Genomic DNA, 15,784 nt, shown 5'->3' on the forward strand with positions numbered 1-15,784 from the left:
CATGGGGCGGGAATGAGGTGTAATCCTTCGCGTTGGCTTTGGGGTCTCATTCCGATCGCAATGCTAGCCTGGGGCACGTTTTACCGTGAGCAGCCTCAGGTGGAGGCGGACCTTACGGAGCGGGCGATGGCTGCGCTTCGTGACGCCGGGCAGCCTTGGGCTGCAGTGACGCTCGTCGGACGCGATGTCGTGATCACTGGGCGGGCCAGCAAGGACGGCGAGCCCAAGGCGGCGCTCGACGCCGTTCGCTCTGTGTGGGGCATTCGTACCGTTCAGCTCAAAACCGATCTCGCCGGAGCGGCACAGCTGCCGGCCAGCATTGGACCGCATAGCGTAGCGCCGGGTTCAGACGATGCCTTAAGTGCGCAGCAGGAGGCCGAGGCTGCTGCTGCACAGAAGGCCAAGCAAGAAGCGGACATGGAAGCCGAGGCAAAGGCTGACGCTGAGGCTCAAAGGGCGAAAGAGGAAGCCGCTGCCGCAGAAAAGGCACGCGAAGCGGAGCAGGCCGCGGCACTGAAGGCGCAGCAGGAGGCCGAAGCGGCTGCTGCACAGAAGGCCAAGCAAGAAGCGGATATGGAAGCCGAGGCGAAGGCTGACGCCGAGGCTCAAAGGGCAAAAGAGGACGCCGCTGCCGCCGAGACGGCACGCGAAGCGGAGCAGGCCGCGGCGTTGAAGGCGCGGCAGGAGGCCGAGGCAGCCGCCGCTGCTGAGCAGAAGGCGAAAGACGAGGCCGCTGCCGCTGAGACGGCACGCGAAGCGGAGCAGGCCGCGGCGTTGAAGGCGCAGCAGGAGGCCGAGGCGGCTGCTGCACAGAAGGACAAGGAAGAGGCTGAAGCGGTCGCCGCCGCCGCTGAAAAGGCGCGCGCGGAGGAGCAGGCCGCGGCGTTGAAGGCGCAGCAGGAGGCCGAGGCAGCTGCTGCGCAGAAGGCCAAGGAAGAGGTTGAGGCTGCCGCCGCTGCTGAGCAGAAGGCGAAGGACGAGGCCGCTGCCGCTGAGAAGGCGCGCGAAGCGGAGCAGGCCGCGGCGTTGAAGGCGCAGCAGGAGGCCGAAGCGGCTGCTGCACAGAAGGCCAAGGAAGAGGCTGAAGCGGCAGCCGCGGCCGAGCAGAAGGCGACTGAGGAAGCCGCTGCCGCTGAGAAGGCACGTGCCGAGGAGCAGGCCGCAGCGCTGAAGGCGCAGCAAGAGGCTGAGGTAGCCGCTGCGCAGAAGGCCAAGCGCAAGACGACACCGGAGACGAGCGCTTGCGAAAAGCGCCTGACCGAAGCTGCCGAGAAAGGCGTGATTCACTTCGATCGCGCGAGTGCTGACATCGATCCGAAGAGTTCACTCACGATCGCCAAGCTCGCGGAAATCATCAAACGATGCCCGGGGGCCCGGGTCGAAGTCGAAGGCCATACGGATGCCGAGGGCGAGCCCGATCGCAACCAACGCCTATCTGAGCGCCGCTCACGCGCGGTGGTCCGGAGCCTCGTTCACGCGGGTGTTGCCGAAGATCGCCTGACGTCGGTCGGCCATGGTGCGGGGAGCCCGGTGGCGTCGAACGACACTCCGGCGGGCATGGCAAAGAACAGACGCATCGAATTCAAGGTTTTTACAGACTAGTCGGGATCGAGTGGGGGACGGGGCGATGGACTACCTGATTGTGAAGTTGTTCTGGTACCTAGCTGCGGCGTTCGCCATCGGTCTTGTCGTGGGGTGGATCAGTTGCGGGCGCGTCGAAGACTGAGCCGATTTACGGGGTGGCGCGGTCTTTGAGGAGGAGTTGGGGCGAATGACTATTTTGCTGGTGCAGACTTTCCTGCTGCTGCTGGGGGCCTTTCTGCTCGGCGCCTCGCTAGCCTGCCTAATGCGGCGCGCGATTTCGGGATCGAAAGAGGTTGCGGTTCCCGCGACGTCGGCCTCGCTCACAGCCGCGGCGCCTGCAATGCCGAAAGTGGCCGAAACGGATCGCTTCGGTCGCGCCCTTGTCGGCGGTTCGGGACCAGCGGTGCCGCCCGTGTTCGCTGGCCAGCCGGTGGTGGAGGTCCAGCCGCAGCCCGCACAACCGAAGCCAGCTCCGCCTCCCGCCGCGGTTGTTCCAGAACTCGTTCCGCCGCCTGCACCCGAGCCCGTGCCGCTGCCGGAACCGGCCCCGGCGCCGGTCGCCGAAATTACACCAATTTCAAAGCCTGCCCCGCAACCCGAGCCCCCTCAGAAATCCAAGCCTGCCGAGCCCTACCACGGCGAGAGCTATACCCAGATTGCGGTGGCCGCCGCTGCGGCGGCTCTGGCCGCGCGGGCGAGGGCCGAAGCGGAGGCTGCAGACCGCTTGGCGGCTGCCGGCGAGGTCATCGCACTCGAGCCGGCGCCTCCGGTCTTGCAGGAACCTGAAGCAGAGCCAGAACCGGAAGTGGTGCCGTCCGCCACGGCCTCCGAGCCTGCGCCTCTCGACGAGGACGTCGAGCAGTCGCGCTTCGCTGTGGTCGAGCCGGCTGAAGTACCGTCGCCCTCGCCCGATCCGGTGCTCGCCGGGCCGATCGATGATCTCACGCGCATTCACGGCATCGACGTTGAGACCAAAGAGCGCCTTGTCCGCCACGGCGTGCATCAGTTCGCAACGATTGCCGCCTGGACACCTGCCGATGTGCGCAGCGTGAGCCAGAGCCTCGGTTTCCAGGGCCGCATCGAACGTGAGAACTGGATCGAGCAGGCGCAGATCCTTGCGGGTGGCCCCGACACGGATTATTCACGCAAGCCCTCGGAGGGCGAGGTCGCTGCTGCGCCCGTGGAGGGCGACCGGCTTCATCGCATCATCGGCGTCGACCCGCGGTCCGAAGCAGCCCTGCGCGCCAACGGCGTCACTCTACTTGCGCAGATCGCGGATTGGACGGACGATGACGTGGCGCATTTCGAGGCGCTGCTCTGGATGCCGGGGCGCATCGCGCGCGAAAGCTGGGTCGAGCAGGCGCGTTTCCTGATCCGCGGGCTTTCGCCGGAGGCGGTGTTTGCTCCCGCTGTGGCCGCCGCGGCACCAGCAGTTGCGTTCGGAGCGTCTTCAAGCGATCCGATTGAGGTCGAAACCGGCGACGACCTGCCGGATGCCGAGCCGCCAGCCGCCGAGGCGGATGCAACCTCGGAACGCGGTGATGAAGGGTATGCCGGATTAAGGTCCGTCCGGTCCGAGGCTCTGCTTGGTGGGGGCGCTGGGTACGCGAGCTTCACGGCGGGTGCGGTCGACGATCTAAAGCGCATCCGCGGCATCGGCGTGCTGATCGAGAAGAAGCTCAATTCGCTCGGCATCACGTCTTACGAGCAGATGGCCAACTGGACCGGTGCCGACATCGACCGCATCAGCCAGGTTCTCGACTTCAAGGGCCGCATCGAGCGGGAGAACTGGATCGAGCAGGCGCGTATCCTCGCGTCCGGCGGCCAGACGGAGTTTTCTCGCCGCGCGGATCGAGGCGAGATCTAGGGGCGTTCCGGTTCTGGTTGAATCGCGGACCGACCCTTATTCTTTGTTTGTCGTGCTTCTTATCGGACATGGGTACTTGCATGGCTCCGCCATGACCCGGTGTCCACTTTTCCGGAAGCACTCTAGAGCTTCCAGCCCGAGTGAATGGCTGCGATGCCGCCGGTCAGGTTTCTGACCGAGACGCGCTCGAATCCGGCTTCGCGGATCATTGCCGCGAACTTTTCCTGGTTGGGGAAGCGGCGAATGCTCTCGACGAGATACCGATAGGACTCGGAGTCGCCGGTCGTCAGCTTGCCGAGGCGGGGGATGACCTCGAACGAGTGGAAGTCGTAGAGGCGGTCGAGGAGCGGCACCTGGCACTCCGAGAATTCGAGGCACAGGAAGCGGCCGCCGATCTTCAACACGCGATGGGCTTCGCGCAGTGCCGCGTCGATATGCGTGACGTTGCGAATGCCGAACGCGATCGTATAGGCGTCGAACGTCCGATCCGGGAACGGGAGGGCTTCCGCGTTGCCCTGAGTCAGGCGAATGCGCGAGGAGAGGCCGCGTGCGGCGACCTTTGAGCGTCCTTCCGCGAGCATCTCGGGGCTGATGTCGGCAAGGACGGCCGTCGCATTCGGACCTGAGTTCTCCGCATAGCGGATGGCGATGTCGCCCGTGCCCCCGGCCACGTCCAGGAGTTTGAACGGGCTTTCGCCGCGCGACGCGCCGATCATGGCGACGAACTCGGACTTCCACAGGCGATGCAGGCCGCCCGACATGAGGTCATTCATCAGATCGTAGCGCGAGGCGACCGACGAGAAGACCTGGTTGACCAAGCCCTGGCGTTCGGTCTCGGGAACGGCGCGGAAGCCGAAGCTCGTTTGCGTGCCGGATTCGGGCGGGGTGTTCGGTGTGTTCGACATGGCGGGACCTTAGACGCAACTCGCCAGCGAGGCCAATGCTTCACGCTGGCACGATCAGGGAATGCGGCGTTTGGTTAGCAAGATAGCCCGCGACGGCCTCGGCCAAGACCGGTGCCAACAGGAAGCCGTGCCGGAAGGCGCCGTTGACGAAAATACGGCCGCCGCCGTCACGGATCTCGACGTGGGGCAGGTTGTCGGGGAAGGCCGGGCGGACGCCCGCCCCGGCATCCACGATTTCCGCTTCACCGAATGCCGGGTGCAGGGTGTAAGCGGCGCCCAGGAGATCGAGTGCCGATCTCACAGTCATGCCGCCCGCGTCTTCGCTCTCGATGACGGTCGCTCCGACGACGTAACGCCCGCCGCCCCAGGGCACGACATAGAGCGGATGGCGCGGATGCAGCAGGCGCACAGGACGCGAGAGGTGGACGTCTTCGCTTCTGATCAGGAGACGTTCGCCGCGTACGCCGCGCAGGACTGGTAAGTCGCGGGAGGCAGACATGCCGCGGCAGTCGATGATGACGTCGGCTGCCGACGGCGATGTCCAAGCCGCACCGAGTTCGACAACCGCGCCGGAGAGCCGCACGGCGTCGAGCAGGAATTCGAGCGCGTCTGGCGTGACCATGTGGGCTTCGTCGGGGAAGAAAAACGCGCTTTGAAAGCGGCCGCCGAGATCCGGTTCAAGGGCAGCGAGCCCGTTTGCGTCGAGCGTTTCAGGCGGAGCCGTGGCCTTGGCGAAACGAGACAGCTCAGGATAGTCGCGAGGAGCGGCGACGACGAGGCTGCCGCCATTCACGAGATGCGGATAGACCTCGCGCCACAGGGCGAGGCCGCGCGGGCCAAGGTCGCGCACTTCCGGCGTGTTCTCGCTTTCGCATCCCGGCGCCAGCATCGCACCCGCATAGCGGCTTGCGCTTTCGGCGAACGGCGTCGCGCTTTTTTCGACAAGCCGCACACGATGGCCCTGCCGGGACAAGGTCAGGGCTTGCCACAGTCCCAGGATGCCCGCGCCCACGACGGTGACCGACAGCGGGTTGGCGACGCGCTCGTGGTCAATCGCCAAGGGCAACTCCTCCACGGCGTGGATCGGCGCCGCCTTCCAGCTGGCCGTCACGTTTCACAACCGCATGCAAACCCGAGATCATGAGGTCAGGCGCAATCGTGTGGCCGTAGCTCTTCAGCCCCAGGGCCTGCCACATCGTGGACCATCCGAGTTCGATTTCGAGGGCACGGCCCGTGCTGCCGAAGTTCGGCAGAGCGACAGCGGTCTGGGCATCGAGCTTCCAATCGATCAGTCCGATCAGGGCTTTCGTGACGTAAAGGATGATGCGGCTGCCGCCTGGAGAGCCGAGTGCGGCGAAAACGTTCTCTTTTTCGTCGAATACGATGGTGGGCGCCATCGAGCTGCGCGGACGCTTGCCACCTTCGACACGGTTGGCAACCGGCCGTCCGGCCGAATCCTCTGGACGGAAGGAGAAGTCCGTCAGCTCGTTGTTGAGCAGGAACCCGGCGGCAAACAGGCCCGAGCCGAATGCGCCTTCGATGGTGGTGGTCATGGCAACGACGTTGCCGTCCGCGTCGACGACGGAGATGTGGCTTGTTCCGGCGCGCTCCAAGGTCTCGTCGATGCCGAAGGTCTGTTTTCCGGTGCCCGGCGGGACGCCCGGCTCAGCGCGCGCCATGGCTTGCGCGGGATTGATCAACGCGCTGCGCTGAGCGAGATAGGCGGGGTCGAGCAAGCCCTGCGGGACGGACACGAAATCGGGATCGCCGATGTACCGGTCACGGTCTGCGTAGGCGAGCCGCTCGGCTTCAGTTATGAGGTGCATGGCCGAGATGCGCATGGCGTCGTCTGGGCTGCGGCCCAGATCGAAGCGCTCGACCATTCCCAACGTTTGCGCAACGGCTATGCCGCCTGACGACGGAGGGCCAATCCCACAAATCCGGTGAGCACGGTAGATGGTGCAAAGCGGTGCGCGCTCCTGGATCTTGTATCCGGCAAGATCAGCGAGCGTGAGATCCCCGGCCGCGTTGTGCGCCGTCTTCACGGCGGCCACGATGGCTTCGGCAATGGGGCCGGAATAGAACGCATCGGGTCCGCGCTGGGCGAGTGCTTCCAGCGTCGCGGCATAGGGCGCGTTTTTCAGGCGATAGCCGATTGGGCGCGGGCTTCCGGTCTCGTCGAAGAAATAGTGGCGCGCTTCCGCCGAGAGGACCGACGGACCAAACCAGCTCAGCGTGTAGTACAGGCGGGTTGAAACCTCGAAACCATCGCGTGCCAGCTTGATGGCGGGCTCGAACAGTTTCGCCCATGGCAATTTGCCGTGACGTTGGTGGGCTTCCGCGATGAGGCGCGGCAGGCCCGGTGTGCCGACACTCAAGCCGGACTGGACCGCAAACGAGAAGTCCATGGGCTTCCCGTCCTTGAGGAAGCGATCCGGGCGAGCGGCAGCCGGCGCCGTCTCGCGGCCATCGTAGGATTGCAGCGCCTTCTTCTGCTGGTCCCAGTGCAGGATGAAGGCTCCGCCGCCGAGGCCTGACGATTGCGGTTCGACGAGTCCAAGCACGAGCTGGGCCGCGATCGCCGCATCGGTCGCGGAGCCACCAGCGCGCAACATTTCGCGCCCGGCTTCCGACGCAAGGGGATCTGCCGTCGAGATCATGAAGGTCTTGGCGACGGCGAGGCTTTTCTCTGAATGGCCGGACGCGGCTTCCGGCTCGAGCTGCCCGCGCGGGATGGCCGTTTGTTCAGCCCATAGCGGGCCCGGGACGCTCAGAGCGCAAAGGAGGGCGAGGGCCACCGCCGAGCGAGATTTCGCAGTCAGTCTCATGAGGCGCATCGGTCCATCATTCTACGAATCTCAGGCATGATCCTCCGAGACGAGGGTAGCTGCCGGCTACCGTTCTATAGGGGCGAACACATGCTTGGAAACCTCCGTATTCGCGCTGTCGCCACGGCTGCTGCGCTCTGTGGTCTGCTTTTGACTTGGGCCGATGTTCCGGGAGCCCGTGAATCGCCGCAGCCTGTGACGCCGCTCATTTCATCCGGCAAGACGATCGTGGGCGAGACCCTCGTCTACCCCACCAGTGCGCCCGCGAAAGTGACGGCCGTGGTTGTCCCGCTCGCGCCGGGGCAGGAGACGGGGTGGCACACGCATGGAGTGCCAGTGTTCGGGTACGTTCTGGAGGGCGAGCTTGAGGTCGACTACGGCGACAAGGGCATTCACGTCTATCGCGCCGGTGACGCGCTCCTCGAGGCAATCGCGGCTCCGCACAATGGGCGGAATATAGGAACCGGTCCTGTGCGGATCCTTGCCGTGTTCATGGGGGCCGAGGGGCTCAAGACGACCGAGCCCGTGTCCCGCTGACCAGGAGCGAAAAAAGACGGCCGGAATGGCGGGGGTTCCATTCCGGCCGTTGGGCCAGGCCAAATCGGGGGGACGCAACTGAACGCGGACTGGCTCCACAAGAGAACAGGCGGGGAATGCGGGCGCTCGACGTGGGTCTCGGGAGAGGGACCAAGACCGGGCGAGCGCCGTGTACGCAAAAGACGCTACTGCAACTCCACTCAACTTTACTTCGCTACGCAACACGACCGCGTACGACTTACGGATTCGCGGACCACTTCGGAGCAGCCGGCTTGGCCCGGCGACGCGCTCACGGTTATCTGTATGACGCTCGATTTTGTTCTTTTTTTGTTCTCTCATCAAGATGAGCAAAATTCCTGATGTCGGGCTCACTAAGCGTCCGGCTTGCCTTACAAATCGGCAAGCGTTGCTGATCTGCATCAGTTGCATTGCAAGTCGTGCGATAGGGGCGATGATGACCGCTGTGTGACCGTCATGCTCTGCCGCAATTTTTCAGTCTGTTTTATACGGGGCCTTCATTTTGCGGGCGCAACATGCCGGCAGCGGTCGGGGCTAGAGGGAACCGGTTTCGACCTTTGCAGTTTTGGACAGCGGGAGTTTTCTGTAATGTCTGTGTTGAAGGCAAAGATCGGCGGCGTTTTGGCGGGTGTGGTCGCGGCAACCACGTTGGTTGGTGTTTCGACCGCAGCGAGCGCGCAGAGCCTGATTGAGTTCCTCTGGGGCGGCGAACCGGAATACGGCGGCCAGAAGCGCCAGGTTGTGAGCTTCGATTCGAAGTACTCGGCTGGCCAGATCATCGTCAGCTTCGGCGATCGCCGTCTGTACCACATCACCAAGGCCGGCCAGGCCATGAGCTATCCGATCGCGATTCCGCGCGAGCAGAGCCGCTGGCAGGGCACGACGACCGTTTCGTCCAAGCGTGAAAATCCCGATTGGCGTCCGACGCCCGAGATGCTGCGTGAAAATCCCAAGCTTCCGAGCTGGGTCCCGGGTGGCCATCCGATGAATCCGCTTGGCGTGCGCGCTCTGTACCTGGGCTCGAGCACCTATCGTATTCACGGAACGGACGCTCCCTGGACGATCGGTCAGAACGTCTCGAAGGGCTGCATCCGAATGTTCAACGAGGACGTCATCGACCTTTATCCGAAGGTTCCGACCGGCACCAAAGTTGTCGTGACCTGGGAGCGCTTCAAGACGAGCGGCGGCGTAGAAACGGCTGACGTTCAGTCCGAACCAGCTGCTGAGCCCGAGCAGCCGAAGGCTAAGGCTCGGTCGGTCGCGAGCACGCCCAAGACCGGTTTTGTTGTCTCCGACGAGGAACCGAGTGCGACCCCGGTTTCTGCTGAGGCGGACGACGAGGTCAAGGTCTACTCGCGCAACCCGGACGGGACATATTCGGAAGAGTCGTCGTCGGTGAGCAGGGAGCCGAAGAAGCAGGAAGTGGTCACGCGTTATGGCCGCAAGGTCGGCGGCTCCGTTTCCCGCGCTTCTCAGACCTCGGTTCAGTAGTTCGACCGATAGGGTTTCAAATTAAAACGGGCGGCTGCTTGAAGCAGCCGCCCGTTTTGTTTTGTCGAATGTCAGTCTCGCTCGATCAGCTTGCGTCGGCGAGACACGCCTTGAGGCCCGTGGCCAAGTTGCGCATCAGGGTGTTGTAAGCAGCGGGACCGGGCTCGATGAGGGCGCCTTCAGGATCCAGCGTGCCTGAGCGTGCCTTGGTGCCTTCGGTCACGGCCGCGACCAGCTTGGGTTTGAATTGAGGTTCCGCAAACACGCAGGCGGCTGAGAGCGACGACAGCTTCTTGCGGATTTCCGTGAGGCGCTTGGCCGACGGCTGGGCTTCTGGGCTCACAGTGATGGAGCCAACGGCTTCCAGGCCAAATCTGCGCTCGAAATATTGATAGGCGTCGTGGAAGACGACGTAAGGCTTACCCTTGAGCGGAGCGATGTCGCGGGCGATTTCCGTTTCGAGGGCGTCGAGGGCCGCCGTTGCGCGATCTGCATTGGCCTTGAACTTCTCCGCGTCGGCGGGAGAGGCCTCCGACAGCACGCGGGCGATTTCGGCGATCATCTTGCGGGCGTTCTGGGGATCGAGCCAGACGTGTCCGTCGCGTGCGCCGCTCTCGTGGTCATGGGCGTGGTCGTCGGCGTGTTCGTGCTTTTCGGCCGCGTGATCGTGGTCGTCATGATCGTGCCCGTGGTCGCCTTTGTGATCGTGATCGCTCTCTCCTTCGTGCGCGTGGTCATGGGCCTCAAACGTGTCGCCGGTGCGGACATTCAGGAGTTCGATGCCGGGCGAGCCCGCCAGCGTCACGGTGCGCACGGACTTGGGAAGCGCCTCCACGATCTTGCGTGTGAATGGTTCGACGGTGTCGGATACCCGGAAGACTACGTCGGCGTTGTTCAGTGTCTTCGCGTCCGACGGCTTCAGCGCATAGGTGTGCGGGGAGGCAGCGCCTTGCACCAGAAGGGATGGGGTGCCCACTCCTTCCATGACCTGCGCGACGAGGGCATGGATGGGCTTGATGGTCGCGGTGACTTTGAGTTCGGCCAGCGCCGGGCTGGCGACAATCGTAAGGCCCGCCGTCAGCATCGCGGCGCCGATGCGCAGCTTGGACATTTGCCTCATCTTCGAGCCTCTCCATATTTGCCGCATGCGTATCGGATACTATAACATCCAATTTGGCGCAACTAGGGCGAAGATGCCTTGGTTTTGCTTGATTTTCCGGCTCGTCTTCCGCCCAGAGTCGAAGCGGGACGCTTGGACCTGATGTAGTGTGCTGCCGGCCGGGAGTTGGGCGAGTGTGCTAAACTGCCGGCCTTTCTGGTTCACACGAGGAGACGAGATTGCGATCGATTTGGTCCGCTATCGGAAGCCAATTGGTGGTGTTGGCCTTGTTCGCTGCGATGCCGAGCGCGCCTGCGTCGGCGCATCCGCATGTCTGGGTGACCGTCGAGACGACCGTCGACTACGAGGGCGGAGCGATCACCGGTCTTCAGCACAAATGGACCTTCGATGACATGTACACCGCGATGGCGATCCAGGGCCTGGATACCAATAATGACGGCGTCTACAGCCGCGAGGAGCTCAAGGAGCTCGCGCAAGTCAATATCGATGGCTTGAAGGAGTTCAACTATTTCACTGTCGCGAAGCTCGGCAAGATGCCGGTCAAGGCGAAGGACCCCATCGACTACTATCTCGAGTACAAGGACGGCCTGCTCTCGCTTTTTTTCACACTGCCATTCGAGCAGCCGGTGAAGGCGGATGCGCCGGACTTCAATTTCTCAGTTTTCGACGAGTCCTTCTTCATCGCCTTCGATTTCGGAAAGGACAATCCGGTGAAGCTGAGTTCAGGGGCGCCTGAGGGCTGTTCGGCCAACATCGGCATCCCAGAGAACGAACTTGAGCAGCTTCAGGCGCTCAATGAGTCTTTCGGGGGGCAGCTAACGGCCGGCGATGCGAACGCGGGCATGGGCCTCGGATACGCAAAGACCGTGACACTCGGCTGCAAAAAATCATGAGCCGCATCCTTTCGACGCTGGCCGCGCTGTTCGTCTGTCTCACGATGATGAGCGGTGCATTCGCGCAGTCCGAGCCGCAGAAGTCGCCGTTCGGCGTGCCGCTCGCGCCGGGACAATCGACAGCGGCCTCGCCTCAGAAAGTCGAACGCAGCTTTTTCGGCGATATCTGGTCGTATGTCCTGGCTCAGCAGCAGCGGATCAATCGCGAGCTGGCGGGTGCTGTACGGCAGATGAAGACGGGCAATGTTCTCGACGCGACGCTTCTGCTCGCCTTTCTCAGTTTCACCTATGGCGTGCTTCATGCGGCCGGTCCCGGCCACGGCAAGGCGGTGATTTCGTCTTACGTGCTGGCCAACGAGAAGACGGTCCGGCGCGGGATCATGCTGTCGTTTCTCTCGGCCTTCATCCAGGCTCTGTCGGCGATCGCCATCGTCGGCGTGCTAGCCATCGCGCTCAATGCGACCAGTCTCCAGATCACGGCCACGGAGAAGTGGATCGAGACAATCAGCTGGGGTTTCGTGGCACTGGTGGGGCTTTGGCTGCTCTACGGGCAAATCAGTGCTTTGCTGAAGCGGCGCGCGGCAGCGGCACCGGTTCACGACCCTCATCACGGTCATGGGCACGCACACGCACACGAGCCTGCCTCCGCTCATGCGGGGTGCGGCTGCGGTCACGACCATGGGCACAGCCATGCCCACGCTCACACCCACACCCATGATCATGCGCCCGCTCACGCGGCTCACGATCACGTCCATCACGCGGATGGCTCCTGCTGTAATCACGCCCACATGCCGGATCCGGCGGAGCTGCAGGGGCCGTTGTCCTGGAAGAAGGCGCTGGCCATTGCCTTGTCGGTCGGCATCCGGCCCTGCACCGGTGCGATCCTGGTCATGATCTTCGCCATGAGCCAGGGACTGCTGATTGCCGGTGTGTTTGCAACGTTTGCGATGGCCCTCGGGACGGCGATCACGGTGTCGGTCCTTGCCTCGCTTGCCGTCGGCTCCCGCGAATTGGCGCAGAAGCTTGCGGGAGGCGAAAGCCGCTTCGCCGGCATGGTGGCCACGGGCGCCGGGCTGCTCGGCTCGACGCTGGTCTTCCTGATGGGCGCCAGCTTCTTCGTTGCCTCGCTCAGTGGCACGGGGGCCTCTCCCCTCTAGTCGGGGCTTTTCTGCGGGGCAAATCCTCTCTAAGGGTTGGCGCGTCCTCACGGGGTCCACATTGTTCCATAGGCCGCCATGAAGCTCTACCGCGCCTTTGCCACCGTCGGCGGGCTGACGCTTGTCAGCCGCGTGCTCGGGTTCGTGCGCGACATTCTGTTTGCGTGGGCCTTCGGTGCGGGATGGGTCGCGGACGCGTTCAACGTCGCGTTCCGGTTTCCCAACCTCTTCCGGCGTCTGTTCGGCGAGGGAGCGTTCAACTCGGCGTTCATTCCGCTGTTCGCGAAAGAGCTCGAGGAGAACGGCAAGGAGGCCGCGCGCTCGTTCGCCGAGGAGGCGATGAGTGGGCTCTTTGCCGTGCTCGTTGTGCTGACGATTGTCGCCATCCTCGCCATGCCGTGGCTGATGTATCTCCTCGCGCCCGGCTTCAGCGCCACGCCCGAAAAGTTCGATCTCGCGGTGCTGCTCACGCAGATCACCTTCCCGTACCTGCTCTGCATGTCGATGGTGGCGCTGTTCTCGGGTGTGTTGAACACGTTCGGCAAGTTCGTCGAGAGTTCGTCCGTCTCGATTGTTCTCAATCTCACGCTGGCCGCCGCCATCTTCATCGGCTTCGCGATGGGCTATCACAACGAGCCGGGTGGCGGCATCGTGCAGGCGGTCGGCGTTTTCGTTGCGGGTGTTCTGCAGGTCTGGCTGCTGATTGACGGCCTGCGGCGTAATAATTTTACGCTCAAGCTGCGTCGGCCGCGCATGACGGACAGCATGCGCCGGCTTATTGCGCTAGGCATTCCCGGTGTGATCGCTGGCGGCGTGACGCAGATCAACATCATGATCGGAACCGTGATTGCCTCGCAGCAGCCGGGTGCCGTCTCGCAGCTCTACTATGCGGATCGCCTTTACGAGCTGCCGCTGGCAATTGTCGGCATCGCTATTGGCGTCGTTCTGCTGCCGGATGTGTCGCGGCAACTCAGGGCCGGAAATCACGAAGGGGTCCTCAACAGCCAGAACCGGTCGCTCGAATTCGCGATGCTGCTGACGGTGCCCGCTGCGGTGGCGCTTGCTGTCGTGCCAATCCCGATCATCAAGGTTCTGTTCGAGCGGGGTGCGTTCACGGCTGCGGACACGGCCGCGACCTCGGCTGTGCTTTCGATCTTTGCGCTCGGGCTTCCGGCGTTCGTCATGATCAAGGTGTTCTCGCCCGCGTACTTCGCGCGCGAGGACACCAAGACGCCGATGCGGTATGCGGCCATCAGCCTGATCGCGAATACGATCGGCTCGGTGGTGCTGTTTTTCCTATTCCGGAAGCTCGGCTACCTGCCTCAACTCGGAATCGCCGTGGCGACCACGCTGGGGGGTTGGCTCAATGCGGGGCTGCTCTGGTCGACGCTCGTGCGGCGGGGGCACTTCTCGCTCGATGCCCGGATGGGGCGCGCCTTCGCGGCGATCCTGCTCTCGTCCGTTTTGATGGGCGTGGCGCTCGTCGTTGCTGCCCATTATCTCGCGCCCTATTTTGCATCCGACCGCGGGTTCACCGTCCATATCCTTGCGCTGGCGGCCCTCGTGGGGGCTGGGTTTTTGGCCTACGCGGTGTTCGTGCTGCTCACGGGAACGATCAATTTCCGGCAGTTGCGCAACCTGATCCGCCGGAGCTGAGCGAGACTTGCGCATCCTGGCCCGCCGCGCCATAACCCGCGGCTGACAGACTGCCGAACGATCGAGGGACTATGACCATCAAAGAACGCGTTTTCTCGGGCATGCAGCCCACGGGAAGCCTCCATCTCGGCAACTATCTCGGTGCCATGGTGCAGTGGATCGAGATGCAGAAGACGCACGAGTGCATCTACTGCGTCGTCGATCTGCACGCGATCACGGTGTGGCAGGATCCCGCCGAGTTGAAGCGCGCCATCCGGCAGGTCACGGCCGCTTACATCGCGTCCGGGCTCGATCCCAAGAAGAGCATCCTGTTCAACCAGAGCCAGGTATCGGCGCACGCCGAGCTGGCGTGGATTTTCAATTGCGTGGCGCGCCTCGGCTGGCTGAACCGCATGACGCAGTTCAAGGAGAAGGCGGGCAAGGATCGCGAGGCCGCGTCCGTCGGACTTTACGCGTACCCGAATCTTATGGCGGCTGACATCCTCGCCTATCGCGCGACGCACGTGCCGGTTGGCGAAGATCAGAAGCAGCATCTCGAACTGGCGCGCGACATCGCGCAGAAGTTCAACAGCGACTTCCGCGACGGGATCGTGGCGAAGGGCTACGCCGATGGAGTCTTCTTCCCGCAGCCGGAGCCGGTGATCATGGGACCGGCGACGCGCGTCATGAGCCTGCGTGATGGCACGAAGAAGATGTCGAAGTCCGAGCCGTCCGACATGTCGCGCATCAACCTGATGGACGACACGGACGCGATTGCCGACAAAATCAAGCGCGCGAAAACGGATATGGAGCCTGCACCGCCGAGCAACCTCGAGGAGCTGAAGGCGCGTCCGGAGGTGGACAATCTGGTCGGCATCTACGCGGCGTTGGCTGGTGTTTCCAAGGAGCAAAGCCTCGAAGTCCTCGTTTCGAAGGCGGGCGAGGGACCGAGCATCTTCACCGGTTTCAAGCGTGCACTGACGGACGTGGCGATCGAGAAGCTCGGACCGATCCGGACCGAGATCGTGCGGCTCATGGACGATCCGGCGGAGATTGACCGGGTTCTGGCGGACGGCTCGGCGCGTGCGCGGGCCATCGCGACGCCGATCCTGGACGAGGTCAAGGACATCGTCGGGTTCATCCGCTCGTAGCAGCCGGTTCACGCCTCTGTTGTGGAGTTTGGAATCACGTGGCAGCATTGCCCGATGATGCCCGCATACAGAAAACGCCGCTCCTTCGAGGCTGGCCACGCCCGGAAATTCCTTCTCATCGTCGATGAGAGTTCGGAGGTGGAGAGCGCGCTCTATTACGCCGCTGCGCGCGTGGTGCGCTCGTCAGGCGTGATCGTGATGCTCTACGTCATCGAGCCTCAGGATTTTCAACACTGGGCCGGCGTCAAGCAGGTGCAAATCGAGGAAGAGACGCTGAAGGCGCGGGCGCTCTTCCGTCTTTTCCGCCGCAAGTTGCATCTTGTCGGGTTCGAGAACATTCCGTGCGAAGAAGTGATCCGCGAGGGTGTCAAATCCGATGAAATCATGAAGACGATTGCCGAGGACGAGGACGTCTCTATTCTTGTTCTCGGTGCGTCGACCGACCCCAAAGGGCCGGGACCGCTGGTTTCGACCTTGGCGGTCGGCACGCAGGCCGGATCGTTTCCGATCCCGATCACGGTGGTGCCCGGTAACCTCGCCTTCGAGGACATCATTGCGCTTGCCTAAGCGCATCTTTCGCTTGTGAAAAGCCCGACGC

13 protein-coding genes are annotated in these 15,784 nt (G+C 63.5%); 9 read left to right on the forward strand and 4 right to left on the reverse strand.

The features are described from left to right. Positions 1-126: 126 nt before the first annotated feature. On the forward strand, positions 127-1,602 hold the full coding sequence (locus VHO05_RS13025; protein ID WP_329647010.1) for an OmpA family protein: 1,476 nt from the start codon (positions 127-129) through the stop codon (positions 1,600-1,602). Positions 1,603-1,771: 169 nt separating this feature from the next. Continuing rightward, a complete protein-coding gene (locus VHO05_RS13030) occupies positions 1,772-3,451 on the forward strand; it encodes a hypothetical protein (RefSeq protein ID WP_329647011.1) in 1,680 nt (559 codons plus the stop codon). Positions 3,452-3,573: 122 nt separating this feature from the next. Here VHO05_RS13030 and ubiE read toward each other — a convergent pair whose 3' ends face one another. From ubiE to ggt, 3 genes are read right to left on the reverse strand one after another with little or no spacing between them, the layout of a single operon-like run. After that, positions 3,574-4,356: a bifunctional demethylmenaquinone methyltransferase/2-methoxy-6-polyprenyl-1,4-benzoquinol methylase UbiE gene (gene ubiE / locus VHO05_RS13035; RefSeq protein WP_329647012.1), complete on the reverse strand. Its 783-nt coding sequence runs from the start codon at positions 4,354-4,356 to the stop codon at positions 3,574-3,576. 40 nt (positions 4,357-4,396) lie between these two features. Beyond that, entirely contained in the window at positions 4,397-5,416 is a 1,020-nt protein-coding gene (locus VHO05_RS13040; RefSeq protein WP_329647013.1) for an FAD-dependent oxidoreductase, read from the reverse strand. Next, entirely contained in the window at positions 5,406-7,184 is a 1,779-nt protein-coding gene (gene ggt / locus VHO05_RS13045) for a gamma-glutamyltransferase (RefSeq protein WP_329647014.1), read from the reverse strand. The genes VHO05_RS13040 and ggt overlap by 11 nt, the downstream gene beginning before the upstream one ends. Before the next feature lie 90 nt (positions 7,185-7,274). Here ggt and VHO05_RS13050 point away from each other — a divergent pair, with 90 nt between their 5' ends. Both VHO05_RS13050 and VHO05_RS13055 read left to right on the forward strand, forming a co-directional pair. Further along, complete coding sequence (locus tag VHO05_RS13050; RefSeq protein WP_329647015.1) at positions 7,275-7,721, forward strand: cupin domain-containing protein; 447 nt, start codon at positions 7,275-7,277, stop codon at positions 7,719-7,721. Positions 7,722-8,327: 606 nt separating this feature from the next. Further along, positions 8,328-9,230, forward strand: a complete 903-nt coding sequence (locus tag VHO05_RS13055) for a L,D-transpeptidase (RefSeq protein WP_329647016.1) — start codon at positions 8,328-8,330, stop codon at positions 9,228-9,230. Between the two features lie 85 nt (positions 9,231-9,315). On the opposite strand, the gene VHO05_RS13060 is transcribed toward VHO05_RS13055, so the two are convergent. Continuing rightward, positions 9,316-10,341, reverse strand: coding sequence for a zinc ABC transporter substrate-binding protein (locus tag VHO05_RS13060; protein WP_329647017.1), 1,026 nt, complete (start codon positions 10,339-10,341; stop codon positions 9,316-9,318). Between the two features lie 227 nt (positions 10,342-10,568). Here VHO05_RS13060 and VHO05_RS13065 point away from each other — a divergent pair, with 227 nt between their 5' ends. The 5 genes from VHO05_RS13065 (at position 10,569) to VHO05_RS13085 (ending at position 15,753) form a co-directional block, all read left to right on the forward strand. Next, on the forward strand, positions 10,569-11,243 hold the full coding sequence (locus VHO05_RS13065; RefSeq protein ID WP_329647018.1) for a DUF1007 family protein: 675 nt from the start codon (positions 10,569-10,571) through the stop codon (positions 11,241-11,243). Then, positions 11,240-12,400, forward strand: coding sequence for a nickel/cobalt transporter (locus tag VHO05_RS13070; protein ID WP_329647019.1), 1,161 nt, complete (start codon positions 11,240-11,242; stop codon positions 12,398-12,400). The genes VHO05_RS13065 and VHO05_RS13070 overlap by 4 nt, the downstream gene beginning before the upstream one ends. A 78-nt stretch (positions 12,401-12,478) precedes the next feature. Further along, positions 12,479-14,056 carry a murein biosynthesis integral membrane protein MurJ gene (murJ, locus tag VHO05_RS13075; protein ID WP_329647020.1) on the forward strand — a complete coding sequence of 526 codons (1,578 nt, stop codon included), beginning with the start codon at positions 12,479-12,481 and terminating at the stop codon, positions 14,054-14,056. A 71-nt stretch (positions 14,057-14,127) separates the two neighbouring features. Next, positions 14,128-15,186, forward strand: a complete 1,059-nt coding sequence (trpS, locus tag VHO05_RS13080) for a tryptophan--tRNA ligase (protein ID WP_329647021.1) — start codon at positions 14,128-14,130, stop codon at positions 15,184-15,186. A gap of 54 nt (positions 15,187-15,240) precedes the next feature. Continuing rightward, complete coding sequence (locus VHO05_RS13085) at positions 15,241-15,753, forward strand: universal stress protein (protein ID WP_329647022.1); 513 nt, start codon at positions 15,241-15,243, stop codon at positions 15,751-15,753. Positions 15,754-15,784 lie beyond the last annotated feature (31 nt).

The sequence above is a fragment of the Hyphomicrobium sp. genome, assembly GCF_036262015.1.
GTDB lineage: Bacteria > Pseudomonadota > Alphaproteobacteria > Rhizobiales > Hyphomicrobiaceae > Hyphomicrobium_C.